Below are 16,317 nucleotides of genomic sequence, written 5' to 3'. Positions count from 1 at the left end.
GGAATAGAAGATGAAGAAGAAGTTACGTATCAATCAGCACCAATTACACAGCAGCCAGCTATGCAACAAACACAAAAAGAAGTGCAAGTAAAACCGCAGAAGGAGATGCAAGTAAAGCCGCAAAAAGAAGTACAGGTGAAACCACAGAAGGAGATGCAGGTAAAGCCGCAAAAAGAGATGCAAAAAGAACAGCCAATTCAAAAAGAAAAACCAGTTGAAAAACCGTCTGTTATTCAAAAACCACCTGTGATAGAAAAACAAAAACCGGCGGAAAAAGAAAACACGAAGTTTTCGGTAAATGTATTACCGCAGCCGCCACAACCACCAATAAAACCCAAAAAAGAATATAAAATTTCAGATGTAATAAAAAAAGGAAGCGAGTTAATTGCTCCTCAAATTAGTAAAATGAAACCTAACAATATCATTTCTCCGCAAACGAAAAAAAACAATATAGTATCGCCGCAAGTGAAGAAAGAGAATGTAGGGAATATAATATCGCCGCAAGTGAAAAAAGAAAATGTAGGGAATATAATATCACCGCAAGTGAAGAAAGAAAATGTAGGGAATATAGTGTCACCGCAAGTGAAAAAAGAAAATGTAGGGAATATAGTGTCACCACAAGTGAAGAAAGAGAATGTAGGGAATATAATATCGCCGCAAGTGAAGAAAGAGAATGTAGGGAATATAGTGTCACCACAAGTGAAGAAAGAGAATGTAGGGAATATAATATCGCCGCAAGTGAAGAAAGAGAATGTAGGGAATATAGTGTCACCACAAGTGAAGAAAGAAAACGTAGGGAATATAGTATCACCAAATGTATCGAAAGAAAATGTAGTTATTCCACAAGTCATACCGCCAAATATTCAAATGCCAAATATAATGCCAATTATGGATAACAACCAACCACCGAATATGATGCCAATTATGGATAACAACCAACCACCGAATATGATGCCAATTATGGATAATAATCAAATGCCGAATATGATGCCAATTATGGATAATAATCAAATGCCAAATATAATGCCAATTATGGATAACAACCAACCACCAAATATGATGCCAATTATGGATAACAACCAACCACCGAATATGATGCCAATTATGGATAACAATCAAATGCCGAATATGATGCCAATTATGGATAATAATCAAATGCCGAATATAATGCCAATCATGGATAACAATCAAATGCCGAATATGATGCCAATTATGGATAATAATCAAATGTCGAATATGATGCCAATCATGGATAACAATCAAATGCCGAATATGATGCCAATCATGGATAACAATCAAATGCCGAATATGATGCCAATTATGGATAACAATCAACCACCGAATATGATGCCATATCAAATGCCGTATCAACAGCCTATGATGCCGCCGAATCCATATTATCAACAACCAAACCCATATCAAATGCCATATCAGCAAGGGGCGCCGTTTGGACCGCAATATACGTCTATGCCAAACACGAATATGATGCCAATGGATAATAATATGCCGCCGCTTGTGCAGGGTGAGGAAGATTGTGGATGCGGAGGAGAAAGTAGACTATATAGTCCACAACCAGGCGGTCCGCAATATGCGAATCCTTTATATTATCAACCAACTCAATCTGCATATGCACCACAGCCAGGAACGATGTATTATCAACCAGATCCACCAAATGTATTTGGAGAGCCCATTTCAGAAGAAGAGGACGAAGAAGAAGTTTAAAAAGGCGGGAGTATTTCCGCCTTTTTTGCATGCGTGTTAATTAAGGAAATGAAGGGTTTTTATGAAGTGCTAGAAAATTCCCAGTGAAATATTAACAGTGTAAAAACCCTCTCTGTTACTCATCATAAGAGGGAGCTTTTCAGAAGAGAAGCTCATTCTAACAGAGGGGGTTTTTGTATTGAATACGAAAGTAAAAGTGATTGCTGCTTCTTTGTTAGTTACCAGTGCATTAGCTGCATGTGGTACACCAAAAGATAACAATGCAATGGATGGACGTAACTACAATTACGAGCGTACATCTTATAATGATACACACCAGTATCGTGATAATGTAACGCGTAATGATCGCTATACAGATTATGTAACATATAGAAATGGTCGTAACGATACAGGATATAACAATTATTACCGAGATGTAAATTACAGCGGTCAAATTGCTAATCCACATCCAACACGTAATATTACAATGAACAATTCATACATTAACAATGATGGTAAAACAGCAGAAAAAATTACAAATCGTGTGAAACGTATGAATAACGTGGACCGTGTGTCTACAGTTGTATATGGAAACGATGTGGCGATTGCGGTAAAACCGCGTAATACAGTGACAAATGAAACGGCGATGGCGAACGAAATTCGTCAAGCTGTTGTAAATGAAGTTGGAAACAGAAATGTCTATGTTTCTGTAAGAAATGATATGTTTACTCGTGTCGATGCAATGAGCACACGCCTACGTAACGGTACAATTACAAACGATTTTAATCGTGATATAGGAAATATGTTCCGAGACATTCGTTACGGTTTAACTGGTACTATGCGATAGCAAAACAAAAGAGGAAGGGATAGCCCTTCCTCTTCATTCATCGTTGTCTTGTAAACGACGTTTTTTAATAAAATAACTAACGGAGTAAGAAACTAAAAAGCATATGAGGAAAACACTACCTGTTAGAATAGCTTCAAATAGAGGTCTTTCAGGACTGAAAATGAGATAAATAATAGTAATAATAATTCCAATAAGAAGAGAGCGTAAAACAAGCTTGTAATAAGGGGGTAATTTTATTTCCTTTTCGCCTTCTTCTACATCGATTGAAACACTTAACTGTAAATAAGCAAGTAAAATACTCGTAAGCATAAATAATAGCCATAATGGAGATTTCGTAATTTGATCAATTCCTTCAGTGGATCCGATATAGCCTAAAATCCCAACTACCCCAATGTATTGAAAAAGAAAGGCCATACGTATGTTTTTTAATGTTTGAAGAATGAGACGTTCATCCTTTATTTTTTCACAATATTCATCCCCTACTTATTATGATTTCGCTTTTATATCTATTGTAATATATATTACAATTATCAGTTTGTAATTTACATAAAATAATTTGGATGAAACAGGAAATAAGATATTTTTATAAACATGTTGCACTTATACTTTATTAATGTTATATTAACAAAGCGATGAGCTAATTTACGTAAGACGAGAGATATGCTTAAGTGCTAAACACGCGAATGTGGTCGCCTGGTCTCTCGCCGTAAACGCATCAAGACGCCTGCTTTGCAGGCGTCTTTCATTTTATATAAAAGTAAATGATACATGCAGATGAGGTAAATGCCTATCTGCATTTTTTATTTTTTCGAAAGAAATGTAATATGGATAAAACCCCCATTTCCGGAAAAACTACTAATGAAAGTTTGATTTTGCCTAGAAGAGGTGAACGGAAATGAAATGGATACTGATTGCGGTGCAAGCTTTCGTTATGATGTTTTGTTTCGTTTATGAAACGAATGTGAAGGCGGAAGGGCCAGTACCAGAAGTAACGAAAAAAGAACCCGAAGTTACAATTTTATTAGAGCGTATGTATGTTGATGGAGAAGTAAGTGAGGAAATACTTACAGAAAAAGTGGTGGATTTAGAAAAGTTTTTACAGCAGTATAAAGAATGGCAGCTCGTTGATCGTGATGATGTACAAATTGTATTGCAAAAGAAAGTTGATGATATTTCTCCGTTATTGAAAACGAGCGGTTATTTTGGCGTGTCAGAGGAAGGGATATTACAAATTTTCAAAGGTGTACCGAAAAGTGATAATGCGATTCACTCCTTCTTCCAAATTGATATGAAAAAGCTTGAGAGTTATGAGCGTGCGAAATTGAAGCGTGGTATTCGGATTAAATCAAAAGAAGGTTTTGTGAGAACGATTGAAAAAATGAAGCAATACGCAGTGCAAAATAAGAAAAAAAGCAGCTCATGGTGAGCTGCTTTTTCTTACTTATTCTTAGCTAAAATTTCTTTTGCGATTTCATCGATTAGCATATCTTTTCCGATTGGATTGAATGCTTTCGTATTGAAGATTTCGTTTGATACTTCATATACATGATTGTTTTTCACAGCTTTATTGTCTTTCCAAACGGCACTGTTTTTGTAGTCTTCGTAAACTTTATCAGCTTCGCCGCCAAAGTTTACAATAAACATTTGATCAGGTTGGAATGCAACAAGACCTTCTAGCGATACTTGCGCCATTGTTTGTTTTAAATCTGTACCTTTTGTTGCTGGAAGTTTTAAGTCATTAAAGATGATGTCACCGTATCCGAAGCTGCCGTATACGCGGAAGTTTTGTGGTGTAACTGCAACGAACATAAAGTTCTCATCTTTTGTTTTCTCTTTAATTTTTTTAGATAAAGAGTCTGCTTTCTTATCGTAGTCTGCAATCCATTTGTCTGCTTTCTTCTCTTCGCCAAATAGCTTACCTACTTCTTTAAATTTACCACGCCAGTCTTCTAAGTTTGTTTCTAGAACAACTGTAGGTGCAACCTTTTCTAGTTGATCATAAATTTTTAATTGACGGTTGTTTAAAATAATTAAGTCTGGTTTTAAAGCAGTAACAGCTTCTAAATCAACTTTAGGTGCCCAGTACCAACCTACTGCTTTTACTCCATCTAACTTATCTGTTAAGTGATTTTGGATTTTATCTTTATATGTATTTGCTGTACCAACAGGTTTGTGTCCAAGAAGTAATAGTTCTTCTGTTGATCCAGATAAGTCAACAATTCTCTTTGGATTTACTGGAATTGTTGCTTCACCTTTAGCATGTTTTACAACTTTTGTTTTCGGTTGTTCTTTTGCTTTCGATTCTTCTTTTTGAGAAGAGCAGCCAACGATAGAAAGAACAACAAGCATAATAGTAAATAAAATAAATAGCTTACGTTTCATCCTGATGTAACCCCTTTAATTAGTATTGATAATCATTATCGACCTCTGTATATTAAGGTGCTTTAACCTTTCTGTCAATGGAAAATAACAGAAGTTTCAAGTGGAGAACATTTGTTGGGGCAGTCTCGCTTTTCTATCATTAAATATGTTAAAATGGAATACATGATTTAAGAGGGAGAGATCGTATTTTGTTTGAATATGTTACAGGTTACGTGGAGTATGTAGGGCCGGAATATGTCGTAATTGATCATAATGGAATTGGTTATCAAATTTTCACACCGAATCCGTATGTATTTCAAAGAAGTAAGCAAGAAATCCGTGTCTATACATATCATTATGTGAGAGAAGATATTATGGCACTTTACGGGTTTAAAACACGTGAAGAGCGTTTATTATTTACAAAGTTGTTAGGCGTGTCTGGCATTGGGCCAAAAGGCGCTCTTGCAATTTTAGCTTCTGGTCAAACAGGACAGGTCGTTCAAGCGATTGAGCATGAAGATGAGAAGTTTTTAGTGAAATTCCCAGGCGTCGGAAAGAAAACAGCACGCCAAATGATTTTAGATTTAAAAGGAAAACTAGCAGATGTCGTACCAGATGCATTTGTTGATTTATTCTCAGACACAGAACGTTTTGATGAGAAGAAAGGTACATCAGCTGAGCTTGATGAGGCACTGGAAGCTCTGCGCGCACTTGGATACGCAGAACGCGAAGTTTCTCGCGTTGTACCAGAGTTATTAAAAGAATCATTAACGACGGATCAGTATATTAAAAAGGCACTTAGTCTTTTACTAAATGGTAAGAGGTGAGTATAATGGACGAACGTCTCCTTTCAGGGGAATCTGCATATGAAGATTCGGATTTAGAATATTCATTACGGCCACAGACGCTCCGTCAGTATATTGGCCAAGATAAAGCGAAACATAATTTAGAAGTATTTATTGAAGCGGCGAAAATGCGTGAAGAAACGTTAGATCATGTGCTTTTATATGGACCACCAGGTCTTGGTAAAACGACGCTTGCGAATATTATTGCTAATGAAATGGGCGTTAATGTTAGAACAACTTCAGGTCCGGCAATTGAAAGACCAGGAGATTTAGCTGCTGTATTAACAGCGCTTCAGCCAGGAGATGTATTATTTATTGATGAAATTCATCGTTTGCATAGATCAATTGAAGAAGTATTGTATCCTGCAATGGAAGACTTTTGCCTTGATATCGTAATTGGAAAAGGGCCTTCAGCACGTTCTGTACGCCTAGATTTACCGCCATTTACATTAGTTGGAGCAACGACACGCGCCGGAGCATTATCAGCGCCGCTTCGTGACCGATTCGGTGTACTTTCAAGGTTAGAGTATTACACAGTAGATCAGCTTTCTGCGATTGTTGAACGTACAGCAGAAGTATTCGAAGTTGAAATTGATTCGTTAGCTGCACTAGAAATTGCAAGGCGTGCTCGTGGTACACCTCGTATTGCAAATCGTCTTTTAAGACGTGTACGTGATTTCGCGCAAGTTCGTGGTAACGGAACGGTTACGATGGAAATTACACAAATGGCATTAGAGCTACTGCAAGTAGATAAATTAGGTTTAGATCATATTGATCATAAATTACTGCTTGGTATTATTGAGAAATTCCGTGGTGGTCCAGTTGGATTAGAAACGGTTTCAGCAACAATTGGAGAAGAATCTCATACGATTGAAGATGTGTATGAGCCGTATTTATTACAAATTGGCTTTTTACAAAGAACGCCAAGGGGCCGAATTGTAACGCCGCTTGCGTATGAACATTTCGGAATGGAGATACCAAAAGTATGACGGAGATGCCAAAGCTGCTTATTACAGCGGGGATCTTACTCATTGTTGTTGGATTAGCTTGGAAGTTCATTGGAAGGCTTCCAGGCGATATTTTTGTTAAAAAAGGAAACGTTACCTTTTATTTTCCTATCATTACATGTATTGTGTTAAGTATTGTATTATCTTTTATTATGTATATAATAAATCGATTCAAATAAGAAATAGGTGGATATAGCTATGGATATAAATCTGTTTGATTTTCATTTACCAGAAGAACTTATTGCACAAGTCCCGTTAGAAGATCGTGAAACATCAAGATTAATGGTGTTAGACCGTGAAACAGGTGATATTGAGCATAAACATTTTACGGACATTCTTTCCTACTTACATGAGGGGGATTGTTTAGTTTTAAATGAAACGAAAGTTATGCCTGCTCGTTTGCATGGTGTGAAAGAAGATACAGGCGCACACATTGAAGTACTTCTTTTAAAACAAGAAGAGGGCGATAAGTGGGAAACGCTTGTAAAGCCAGCGAAACGTGTAAAAGAAGGAACTGTTATCTCTTTTGGCGAAGGAAAATTAAAAGCAACTTGCACAGGAACTGCAGATCAAGGTGGACGTCAGCTTGAATTTTCATATGACGGCATCTTCTATGAAATTTTAGATGAACTTGGGGAAATGCCACTTCCTCCATATATTAAAGAGGCGCTAGAAGATCGCGATCGCTATCAAACAGTATATGCGAAAGAAGTTGGTTCAGCAGCAGCGCCGACTGCGGGACTTCACTTTACAGAAGAGTTACTTGAGAAGTTAAAGCAAAAAGGCGTTCAGTTAGCATTCATTACACTTCACGTAGGACTTGGAACATTTAGACCAGTTTCTGCAGATACGATTGAAGAACACCATATGCACGCAGAATATTACCATATGTCTGAAGAGACAGCGGCATTATTAAATCGTGTAAAAGAGAATGGTGGACGTATTATTACTGTAGGTACGACATCAACTCGTACGTTAGAAACAATTGCAACAGATCATAACGGTAAGCTTTGCGCCGCTTCTGGATGGACAGATATTTTCATGTATCCGGGATATGAATTTAAAGCAATTGATGGTTTAATTACAAACTTCCACTTGCCGAAATCAACATTAATCATGCTTGTAAGTGCATTTGCAAATAGAGATAATGTACTTCATGCTTACAATGAAGCAGTAAAAGAAAAATATCGTTTCTTTAGCTTCGGTGATGCAATGTTCGTTGCATCTCACGCTAAAATGAGAAACAAATAAAAGGAGTAAGTTATGACAGCAATTCGTTATGAATTTATTAAGACATGTAAACAAACGGGTGCCCGTTTAGGTCGTGTGCATACACCGCACGGTTCATTTGATACACCAACATTTATGCCAGTTGGTACACTTGCGACAGTTAAGACAATGTCACCAGAAGAATTAAAAGCAATGGATTCTGGCATTATTTTAAGTAATACGTATCATTTATGGCTACGTCCAGGTCATGAAATTATTCGTGAAGCAGGCGGCTTGCATAAATTTATGAACTGGGATCGTGCAATCTTAACAGACTCTGGTGGTTTCCAAGTATTCAGTTTAAGTGACTTCCGTCGTATTGAAGAGGAAGGCGTTCACTTCCGTAACCACTTAAATGGAGATAAATTATTCTTATCACCAGAAAAAGCGATGGAAATTCAAAATGCATTAGGTTCAGATATTATGATGGCATTTGATGAGTGTCCACCATTCCCAGCTACTTTTGAATATATGAAGAAGTCTGTAGAACGTACAAGCCGTTGGGCAGAACGTTGCTTAAAAGCGCATGAACGTCCACAAGATCAAGGTTTATTCGGTATTGTACAGGGCGGGGAGTACGAAGAGCTTCGTCGTCAAAGTGCAAAAGACCTTGTTTCAATGGACTTCCCTGGTTACGCTGTAGGTGGTTTATCTGTAGGTGAGCCGAAAGATATTATGAACCGTGTACTTGAGTTTACAACACCACTTCTTCCAGATAATAAGCCACGTTACTTAATGGGAGTAGGTTCTCCTGACTCATTAATCGATGGTGCAATTCGTGGTATTGATATGTTTGACTGCGTACTTCCAACTCGTATCGCTCGAAATGGTACATGTATGACAAGTGAAGGTCGTCTAGTTGTAAAAAATGCGAAATTTGCAAGAGACTTCGGTCCGCTTGATCCAAATTGTGATTGCTATACATGTAAAAATTACTCTCGTGCGTACATTCGTCACTTAATGAAATGTGATGAAACGTTCGGAATTCGTTTAACGTCTTATCACAACCTTCATTTTCTGTTAAACTTAATGGAGCAGGTGAGACAAGCTATTCGTGAAGACCGTCTTGGCGATTTCCGCGAAGAATTCTTTGAACAGTATGGCTTTAATAAACCGAATGCTAAAAACTTCTAATACATAATTTAAAAGGAGGAACAAAAGATGAATGCAGGTATGATGAATATCGTTATGATTGTTGCGATGTTTGCGATTTTCTATTTCTTATTAATTCGCCCGCAACAAAAGCGTCAAAAAGCAGTTGCTCAAATGCAAAACGAATTAGCAAAAGGTGATGCTATCATAACAATTGGTGGCTTACACGGTACAATCGAATCAGTAGATGACACGAAAATTGTTATTAAATCTGGTGGTTCACACTTAACTTTCGATCGCAATGCGATTCGTGAAGTTGTGAAAAACTAATGTGGAAGGCCCTGCATGAAATGTGCAGGGCCTTTTTTAGTTACTTTGCTTTGACATATTTACACCGAAAATACCACCGAGTGTACTCGCCCCCATTAATGCTAATTGATAAAGTAATTGTGAGTTCGATAAAGTTTGAGAAAAGCCTAAATAGTTAACTAGAAAAACGAGTATAGTGAACGTGAGACCTGTTGTGAGACCTACCAGCCACCCTTTCCCCTGTGCTTTGTTGCCAGCAATAAAACCAGACATAAGCATAGATAAAAGAGCGAGTATAAAAATAGTAACGGCTAATGTCCCTTCGTTTATATTCGTAAACTTTAATAAAAGAGCCATAATCATGCTAGTAAGAGATGCGAGAATTAATAGTGTAGTAATACCGAATCCGATTGCAGTGGATAATTTTTTCGTTCCATCCATTTATACATTCCCCCTTTTTAATACAAGCATATTTTCCTTTTGTCTAAGTTAGACTAGTTTCTTTTTTATAGGGGAGTCTATACGTAAAAAAGGAGATGTAGAAATGGAATGGATATCAATAATTGGACGGACAATGCTTTTGTATACCATCATCTTAATTATTTTTCGTCTTATGGGTAAACGTGAGATAGGAGAGCTAAGTGTATTAGATTTAGTCGTATTTATTATGCTTGGAGAAATGGCTGTAGTAGCAATTGAAAATACCGATAAATCACTTTGGCATCAATTAATTCCGATGACTTTTCTTATGTGCATCCAAATTATTTTGTCAGTCATTTCCCTAAAGTATCAACGCTTTCGGCATTTAATAGAAGGTGAGCCGGCTATTCTTGTAAACGCGGGGAAGATTGATGAAAAGAAGATGAGAAAGCAACGTTATAATATAGATGATTTAATGATGCAATTAAGGGAGCAAGGAGTTGGAGATATTCGGGATGTAGAATATGCTATTTTGGAACCGTCTGGGAAGTTATCTGTCTTTCAAAAACAAAAAAATAAACAGGATGTATTGCAGTTTACTCTTCCTCTTATTATTGATGGAGAAATTCAATCTAGTCATTTACAAATGATTGAACATACAGATGAATGGCTTATTGAGAAATTAAAAAACTTAGGTTATAACGATGTGACACAAATTTTATACTGTAGTTTTCAAAACGGAAAATTTTTTGTTGATGTAAAAGAAAATTAGAGATTTATTCTTTGAAAGAGTAAGAATGATTAGTTTAACTAATAATCAGTGGAGATTACCCCACTGATTAAAGTTTCAACTTATTTCAAAAATGAAAGTTTACGAATGATAGGGAGACGACTTAACTCTTCTTTTCGAATGAGTTTGAAGGTGAAGAGAAGTACGATATAAACAATTGTTGTTAAAGTGATTTCCCATAATGTTTGTATGCCGAGGGAATGAGAGAAAATAATATATTTATGAATATAAAAACCGAAGGCGCCTGCGATACCGATGGCAAGTCCGCCGAAAATATAGTCTTTTGCGTAAATGGTAAATGTAATCTTTTTTAAAACAGTAGCGTAGTGAAGAAATGTTACTGTTACAATATTTGCAGCGATAGCGAGAGCAACTCCCATCATTTGAAATTCTGGCCTTGAGGCTAGTACAAAAATAACAATTAATTTCACGGTGGCGCCAATAAATGTATTCATCATTGCAGCTCTTGCTAAGTTTAAAGCTTGCAAAACAGAGGTCAGTGGACTTTGGAAATAATGAAATAAAAAGCAAGGTGCAAGAAGTTGAATGAATGCTGTTGCGCTGTCTGATCCGTACATAAGAGTTAAAACAGGAGAAGCGAATACATATAATATAACGACAGACCATCCCCCGGTAATTAATGAAATTCGAAGTGCTTGTTGTAAGCGGTGCTCCACTAATTTATGTTGTCTTTTTGCCATCGCTTCACTAATAGAAGGGACGAGCGCTGTAGAAAGAGCGTATGTAATAAAGGCGGGTAGTGATAGGAGCGGGAATGCATAACCGTTTAACATGCCGTATTGCTGGGTTGCAACAGAAGCAGCGACACCAGCGATTGCTAAGCTTTGCATAACGACAATAGGTTCAAAAAAATATGAAACGGAGCCGATTAAACGACTTCCTGTAGTGGGAAGAGCTATATCCATAAGGGAATAAAATGTTCCTTTGCTCTCCTTTACAGTAGTGAAAAATCCAGAGCGTATTGATAAATGTTTTTCGCGCTGAAATAACGTGAGTAAAAATAATAAGGATGCAACTTCACCGAGAACAGCTGATAACATAGCACCGGCTGCAGCATATTCTACGCCGTAAGGTAAAAATAATTGAATGCATATAGCGATAATGGTAATGCGGACAACTTGTTCTAGAACTTGTGCATAAGCGCTAGGTTTCATATTTTGTTTCCCTTGAAAGTAACCGCGCAAAACAGAAGAAATGGCAATAACAGGAACGACGGGCAAAATGGCTATTAATGGATAGTACGTTCTTTCGTCGGTTAATAATGTTTTTGCTAAAATAGGTGTGAGGAACATAATTCCGATTGTTAATATGATACTAATAACGGATGTAACAGCTAGTGATACAGTTAATATTTTTTTAACTCTTTGTTTATCGTTCACAGCTTCCGCTTCTGCTACAAATTTTGCGATTGCGACAGGAAGACCGATTTGTGTTAATGTAATTGCTAAAATGAATGTAGGAACGGCCATCATATAAAGACCAACGCCTTCTTCACCTAAAATACGTGCCATTACTATACGATTGATGAAACCGAGTATTTTTGTAATAAATCCGGCTATCATTAAAATAAATGCGCCTTTTAAAAAGCTTTGTCTCGTCATGTTCTTCTCCTACCTTCTCAAAATCAATGGAATGATTTACAATAATTTATATGCACGTACGAGACAAGAATGACAAGCATTTAAGAGAGTGAACTATGATAGCGCTCTTGAAAGTAGTTATTGCTGTCCATTAGAGCGGGATTAAAGCGACTTTTTCGTGCTGAAATAAGAAGGAGATGTTATAGATGTTAGATAAAGAGGCTTTGGTAGAATCATACCGCGGACAGTTACAAGTCGTTTTAGAAAGTAAAGTAGAAGAGTTTCACATGTTCGGTTACGACCGAGTGACAGATGATGATATTTGGAAGTTTCTCAAAGTGAAAAAGTGGAAAAAGATAGACAGTGATGTTAGATTATATGAATTGGTAAATGATGTATTAAGAGTAAGTGCTAATGAGTATATGACATATTTAACTGTTGAAGCGTACCAAGCGCCACTTTGGTCATTTGATGAGTACGAAAATAAATAACCGACTGCAATTGGTTTGTTCTTCCTTTTGCAGTATAATGATATGTATTGATAAAGAGGAAATAATTATGTCTAAGATTATATATAAAGGAGGTAGTGAAGAGGAAAATAAACGATGAAAGTCTAGGTAGTGTAAAAGCTTACCTATACAGCTAGTGATGAACTAGCAAAAATTATAGAAAGGAAGTCTACTAACTAGGCGTATGCACACGTATAAAAGTGAATCGTAAGAGATTTATTTAAAGTGTTAGTAGCAGAAAGAGGGTACATATGGCAAAGCGTGGTACGAGAATTGCCGCCTTTTTCCTCATCGTCTTATTAATCGGTGGAGTAATTGGTGCGGCGGGAAAAGACATAGCAAAAGGAATTAGTCTAGGACTAGACCTTCGCGGTGGTTTTGAAATTCTGTATGAAGTAAAACCAGCCAAAAAAGGTGATAAAATCGATCGAGACGTACTTGTAAGTACAGTAGGTGCTCTTGAAAATCGTGTCAATGTTCTCGGTGTAAGTGAGCCGAACATTCAAATCGAAGGGCAAGATCGAATTCGTGTACAGCTTGCTGGTGTACAAGATCAGCAAAAAGCACGTGAAATGTTATCAACACAAGCGAAATTAACATTCCGTGATGTGGATGATAACCTTCTTATGGATGGAACGGATTTAAAAGGCGGCGGAGCGAAGCAAACATTTGATGAGCAAGGCCGTGCGAGCGTAGGTCTTACACTGAAAAGCGCTGAAAAATTCCGTGCAGTAACTGAAAAAATTTCTAAAATGCCACCACCAACGAATTTAATGGTAATTTGGCTGGACTTTGAAGAAGGAAAAGATTCGTATAAAGCAGAATCTGCAAAACCGAATCCGAAGTTCTTATCAGCGGCAACAGTAAGCCAAGTATTTAACCAAGCTGAAGTATCTATCGTAGGTGGAAACTTCACAGTTGAAAGTGCGAAACAACTTTCATCTTTATTAAATGCAGGTGCACTTCCTGTTGATTTAAAAGAAATGTATTCAACATCTGTTGGAGCGAAATTTGGTCAACAAGCGTTAGAGCAAACGATTTTCGCTAGTGCGATTGGTATCGCTCTTATTTTCTTATTTATGCTTGTATTCTACCGTTTACCAGGACTTGTAGCGGTTATTATGTTAGGTCTATACATTTTCGTTACATTACTTGTCTTTAACTGGATGCATGCAGTTCTTACGTTGCCAGGTATTGCGGCGTTAGTGCTCGGGGTAGGTATCGCAGTTGATGCGAATATTATTACGTACGAGAGATTGAAAGAAGAGCTGAAAATTGGTAAGTCCATGATGTCGGCATTTCGTGCTGGTAACCATCGTTCATTAGCAACAATTCTAGATGCAAACGTTACGACTCTTGCAGCAGCTGGTGTGTTATTCGTTTATGGTAATAGCTCTGTAAAAGGATTCGCAACAAGTTTAATCGTAAGTATTTTAGTTGGTTTTATTACGAACGTATTCGGTACTCGTTTCTTACTAGGTTTACTTGTAAAGAGCCGTTACTTTGATAAAAAACCAGGATATTTTGGTGTGAAACAAAAGGATATTATTCCATTAACAAAAGGTGTAGTACATCCGCCAACGAGATTTGATCGTATTAACTTTGTAAATATCGGTCATAAATTCCTTATCTTCTCGATTGTAGTTGTGATTGCGGGTGCAATTATCTTACCAATTTTCAAATTGAATCTTGGTATTGACTTTGCAAGTGGTACACGTATTGACTTGCAATCAAAACAAGCAGTTACTGTGGCTGATGTTCATAAAGATTTTAAAGAGTTGAACATTGATGTGAAGGAAGAAAATATTGTACCGACTGGGGATGACAATAAAGGTTTCGCAGTTCGTACATTAGGTGTTTTATCAAAAGATGAAATTGCGAAAACAAAAACATTCTTCCATGATAAATATGGTACGGATCCAAACATAAGTACAGTTTCACCGACAATCGGTAAAGAGATTGCACGAAATGCATTTATCGCTGTACTAATTGCTTCTGCAGTTATCATTTTATACGTAAGTATTCGATTCCGATTTACGTATGCGTTATCTGCAGTGCTTGCGTTACTACATGACGCATTCGTTATGGTTGTTATGTTTAGTATTTTCCAATTGGAGGTAGACTTAACGTTTATCGCTGCAGTACTAACAATCATCGGTTATTCTATTAATGACTCGATTGTTACATTTGATAGAAACCGTGAATTATACAAACAGAAAAAACGAGTTCGCGATATAAAAGACTTAGAAGAAATCGTAAATGCAAGTATTCGCCAAACGCTTGGTCGTTCGATTAACACAGTATTAACAGTGTTATTCCCAGTAATTGCACTGCTTATCTTCGGTAGTGAGTCATTACGTAACTTCTCGTTTGCGTTACTTGTTGGATTAATTGTAGGTACGTACTCTTCTGTTTTCGTTGCTTCTCAAATTTGGTTAATGCTTGAAAACCGTCGTTTGAAAAGAGGTAAAAACAAGAAGAAGGTTGAGAAAGTAGAATCTGAACCGCAAGTATAGAAAAGATGATGTCTCTTTATGAGGCATCTCTTTTTTCGTTTGTGGATACAATAAGATAGCAACTTTTTAACGGGAATAATATGGAAGAAAGTGGTGGTTTTATCGCTGTTTTTGTTAAAATAAAATGATAGGTTAAGAAAAGAAGGGATTTTAATTATGGAAAAAGATGAACGTTTTAAACAGGCCGAGTTTGGTGCTATTGTCGGGATCGTTGGTAATATTATATTAGCAATTGTAAAGGCGGTAATTGGTTATATTGGGAACAGTAAAGCACTGTTAGCAGATGCGGTGCATTCTGCATCAGATGTAATTGGTTCGCTAGCTGTACTTTTTGGATTGCGAGCGGCAAAGCAGCCACCTGATGAAGATCATCCGTATGGTCATGGTAAAGCGGAATCGATTTCAGCGATTATTGTTGCGGTATTATTATTTATTGTGGGACTCGAGATAGCGATTTCGTCTATAAAAGCTTTTTCGCAGGAACTAGAACCACCGAAAGGAATTACGATTTTTGCTGTTGTTCTTTCGATTATCGTGAAAGAAGGAATGTTCCAATATAAATTCCGATTAGGGAAGAGGGTAAATAGTGATGCAATTATTGCAAATGCATATGAGCACCGTTCGGATGTATTTTCTTCAATTGCAGCTTTAATCGGTATTTGTGCAGCTATAATCGGTGGTAAGCTTGGTGTAGACTGGCTTGTATACGCTGATCCGATTGCAGGATTAGCTGTTTCACTTCTTGTTGTAAAAATGGCATGGAGCATTGGAGCGGAAGCAATTCATGCAACACTTGACCATGTTCTTCATGAGGAGGATGTTATTCCGCTTAGAGAAGCAGTTCTTCAAGTAGATGGTGTGAAAAAAATTGGTTCTTTATATGCACGGGAGCATGGTCATTATGTTATTGTCGATATTAAAGTGTCTGTAGATCCACACATTACTGTAGAAGAAGGACACCGCATTGGAAAACATGTGAAAGAAATACTTATGAAACAAGAGAATGTACAAAATGTATTCGTACATATAAATCCGTATTCTCCAAATTAA

General features: G+C 37.0%; 16 protein-coding genes. 12 read left to right on the top strand and 4 right to left on the bottom strand.

The window, feature by feature from the left end; translation table 11 throughout:
• Window positions 1-1,900: 1,900 nt before the first annotated feature.
• Entirely contained in the window at window positions 1,901-2,548 is a 648-nt protein-coding gene (locus NZ044_RS21800; RefSeq protein ID WP_098505648.1) for a YhcN/YlaJ family sporulation lipoprotein, read from the top strand.
• Between the two features lie 33 nt (window positions 2,549-2,581).
• On the opposite strand, the gene NZ044_RS21795 is transcribed toward NZ044_RS21800, so the two are convergent.
• A complete protein-coding gene (locus tag NZ044_RS21795) occupies window positions 2,582-2,962 on the bottom strand; it encodes a hypothetical protein (protein WP_000874883.1) in 381 nt (126 codons plus the stop codon).
• A 481-nt stretch (window positions 2,963-3,443) separates the two neighbouring features.
• Between NZ044_RS21795 and NZ044_RS21790 the strand changes: the two genes are divergently transcribed.
• A complete protein-coding gene (locus NZ044_RS21790) occupies window positions 3,444-3,974 on the top strand; it encodes a BofC C-terminal domain-containing protein (RefSeq protein ID WP_000871202.1) in 531 nt (176 codons plus the stop codon).
• An 11-nt stretch (window positions 3,975-3,985) separates the two neighbouring features.
• Here NZ044_RS21790 and NZ044_RS21785 read toward each other — a convergent pair whose 3' ends face one another.
• Window positions 3,986-4,930, bottom strand: coding sequence for an iron-hydroxamate ABC transporter substrate-binding protein (locus NZ044_RS21785; protein WP_000823610.1), 945 nt, complete (start codon window positions 4,928-4,930; stop codon window positions 3,986-3,988).
• 188 nt (window positions 4,931-5,118) lie between these two features.
• Here NZ044_RS21785 and ruvA point away from each other — a divergent pair, with 188 nt between their 5' ends.
• The 6 genes from ruvA to yajC are packed head-to-tail and all read left to right on the top strand — an operon-like array spanning window position 5,119 to window position 9,452.
• Window positions 5,119-5,736: a Holliday junction DNA helicase RuvA gene (gene ruvA / locus NZ044_RS21780; protein WP_000464512.1), complete on the top strand. Its 618-nt coding sequence runs from the start codon at window positions 5,119-5,121 to the stop codon at window positions 5,734-5,736.
• A 5-nt stretch (window positions 5,737-5,741) separates the two neighbouring features.
• Window positions 5,742-6,743: a Holliday junction branch migration DNA helicase RuvB gene (ruvB, locus tag NZ044_RS21775; RefSeq protein WP_000344464.1), complete on the top strand. Its 1,002-nt coding sequence runs from the start codon at window positions 5,742-5,744 to the stop codon at window positions 6,741-6,743.
• On the top strand, window positions 6,740-6,940 hold the full coding sequence (locus tag NZ044_RS21770; protein ID WP_000138162.1) for a DUF2905 domain-containing protein: 201 nt from the start codon (window positions 6,740-6,742) through the stop codon (window positions 6,938-6,940). Before ruvB ends, NZ044_RS21770 begins: the two co-directional genes overlap by 4 nt.
• 19 nt (window positions 6,941-6,959) lie before the next feature.
• A complete protein-coding gene (queA, locus tag NZ044_RS21765; protein WP_340949987.1) occupies window positions 6,960-8,012 on the top strand; it encodes a tRNA preQ1(34) S-adenosylmethionine ribosyltransferase-isomerase QueA in 1,053 nt (350 codons plus the stop codon).
• Window positions 8,013-8,024: 12 nt separating this feature from the next.
• The gene (gene tgt, locus NZ044_RS21760) at window positions 8,025-9,164 is read left to right on the top strand and encodes a tRNA guanosine(34) transglycosylase Tgt (RefSeq protein WP_000125365.1); all 1,140 of its coding nucleotides are present in this window, start codon (window positions 8,025-8,027) and stop codon (window positions 9,162-9,164) included.
• A gap of 27 nt (window positions 9,165-9,191) precedes the next feature.
• Window positions 9,192-9,452, top strand: a complete 261-nt coding sequence (gene yajC, locus NZ044_RS21755) for a preprotein translocase subunit YajC (RefSeq protein WP_000991113.1) — start codon at window positions 9,192-9,194, stop codon at window positions 9,450-9,452.
• 36 nt (window positions 9,453-9,488) lie between these two features.
• On the opposite strand, the gene NZ044_RS21750 is transcribed toward yajC, so the two are convergent.
• A complete protein-coding gene (locus NZ044_RS21750) occupies window positions 9,489-9,872 on the bottom strand; it encodes a TIGR04086 family membrane protein (RefSeq protein ID WP_000349145.1) in 384 nt (127 codons plus the stop codon).
• Window positions 9,873-9,975: 103 nt separating this feature from the next.
• On the opposite strand from NZ044_RS21750, the gene NZ044_RS21745 reads away from it, so the two are divergent.
• A complete protein-coding gene (locus NZ044_RS21745) occupies window positions 9,976-10,623 on the top strand; it encodes a DUF421 domain-containing protein (protein WP_000454822.1) in 648 nt (215 codons plus the stop codon).
• An 80-nt stretch (window positions 10,624-10,703) separates the two neighbouring features.
• On the opposite strand, the gene spoVB is transcribed toward NZ044_RS21745, so the two are convergent.
• Window positions 10,704-12,263 (bottom strand): stage V sporulation protein B, encoded by a 1,560-nt coding sequence (gene spoVB / locus NZ044_RS21740; protein WP_000198293.1) that lies wholly within the window; start codon window positions 12,261-12,263, stop codon window positions 10,704-10,706.
• A 185-nt stretch (window positions 12,264-12,448) separates the two neighbouring features.
• On the opposite strand from spoVB, the gene NZ044_RS21735 reads away from it, so the two are divergent.
• The 3 genes from NZ044_RS21735 to NZ044_RS21725 all read left to right on the top strand — a co-directional run bounded on the left by NZ044_RS21735 (window position 12,449) and on the right by NZ044_RS21725 (window position 16,317).
• Entirely contained in the window at window positions 12,449-12,733 is a 285-nt protein-coding gene (locus NZ044_RS21735) for a post-transcriptional regulator (RefSeq protein WP_000884549.1), read from the top strand.
• A gap of 269 nt (window positions 12,734-13,002) precedes the next feature.
• Entirely contained in the window at window positions 13,003-15,267 is a 2,265-nt protein-coding gene (secDF, locus tag NZ044_RS21730) for a protein translocase subunit SecDF (RefSeq protein ID WP_001119056.1), read from the top strand.
• Window positions 15,268-15,423: 156 nt separating this feature from the next.
• Window positions 15,424-16,317, top strand: coding sequence for a cation diffusion facilitator family transporter (locus tag NZ044_RS21725; protein ID WP_118961585.1), 894 nt, complete (start codon window positions 15,424-15,426; stop codon window positions 16,315-16,317).

It is taken from the genome of Bacillus sp. FSL K6-1338 (assembly GCF_038006965.1).
Lineage (GTDB): Bacteria > Bacillota > Bacilli > Bacillales > Bacillaceae_G > Bacillus_A > Bacillus_A thuringiensis_S.
This window is presented reverse-complemented; position numbering and strand designations above follow the sequence as displayed.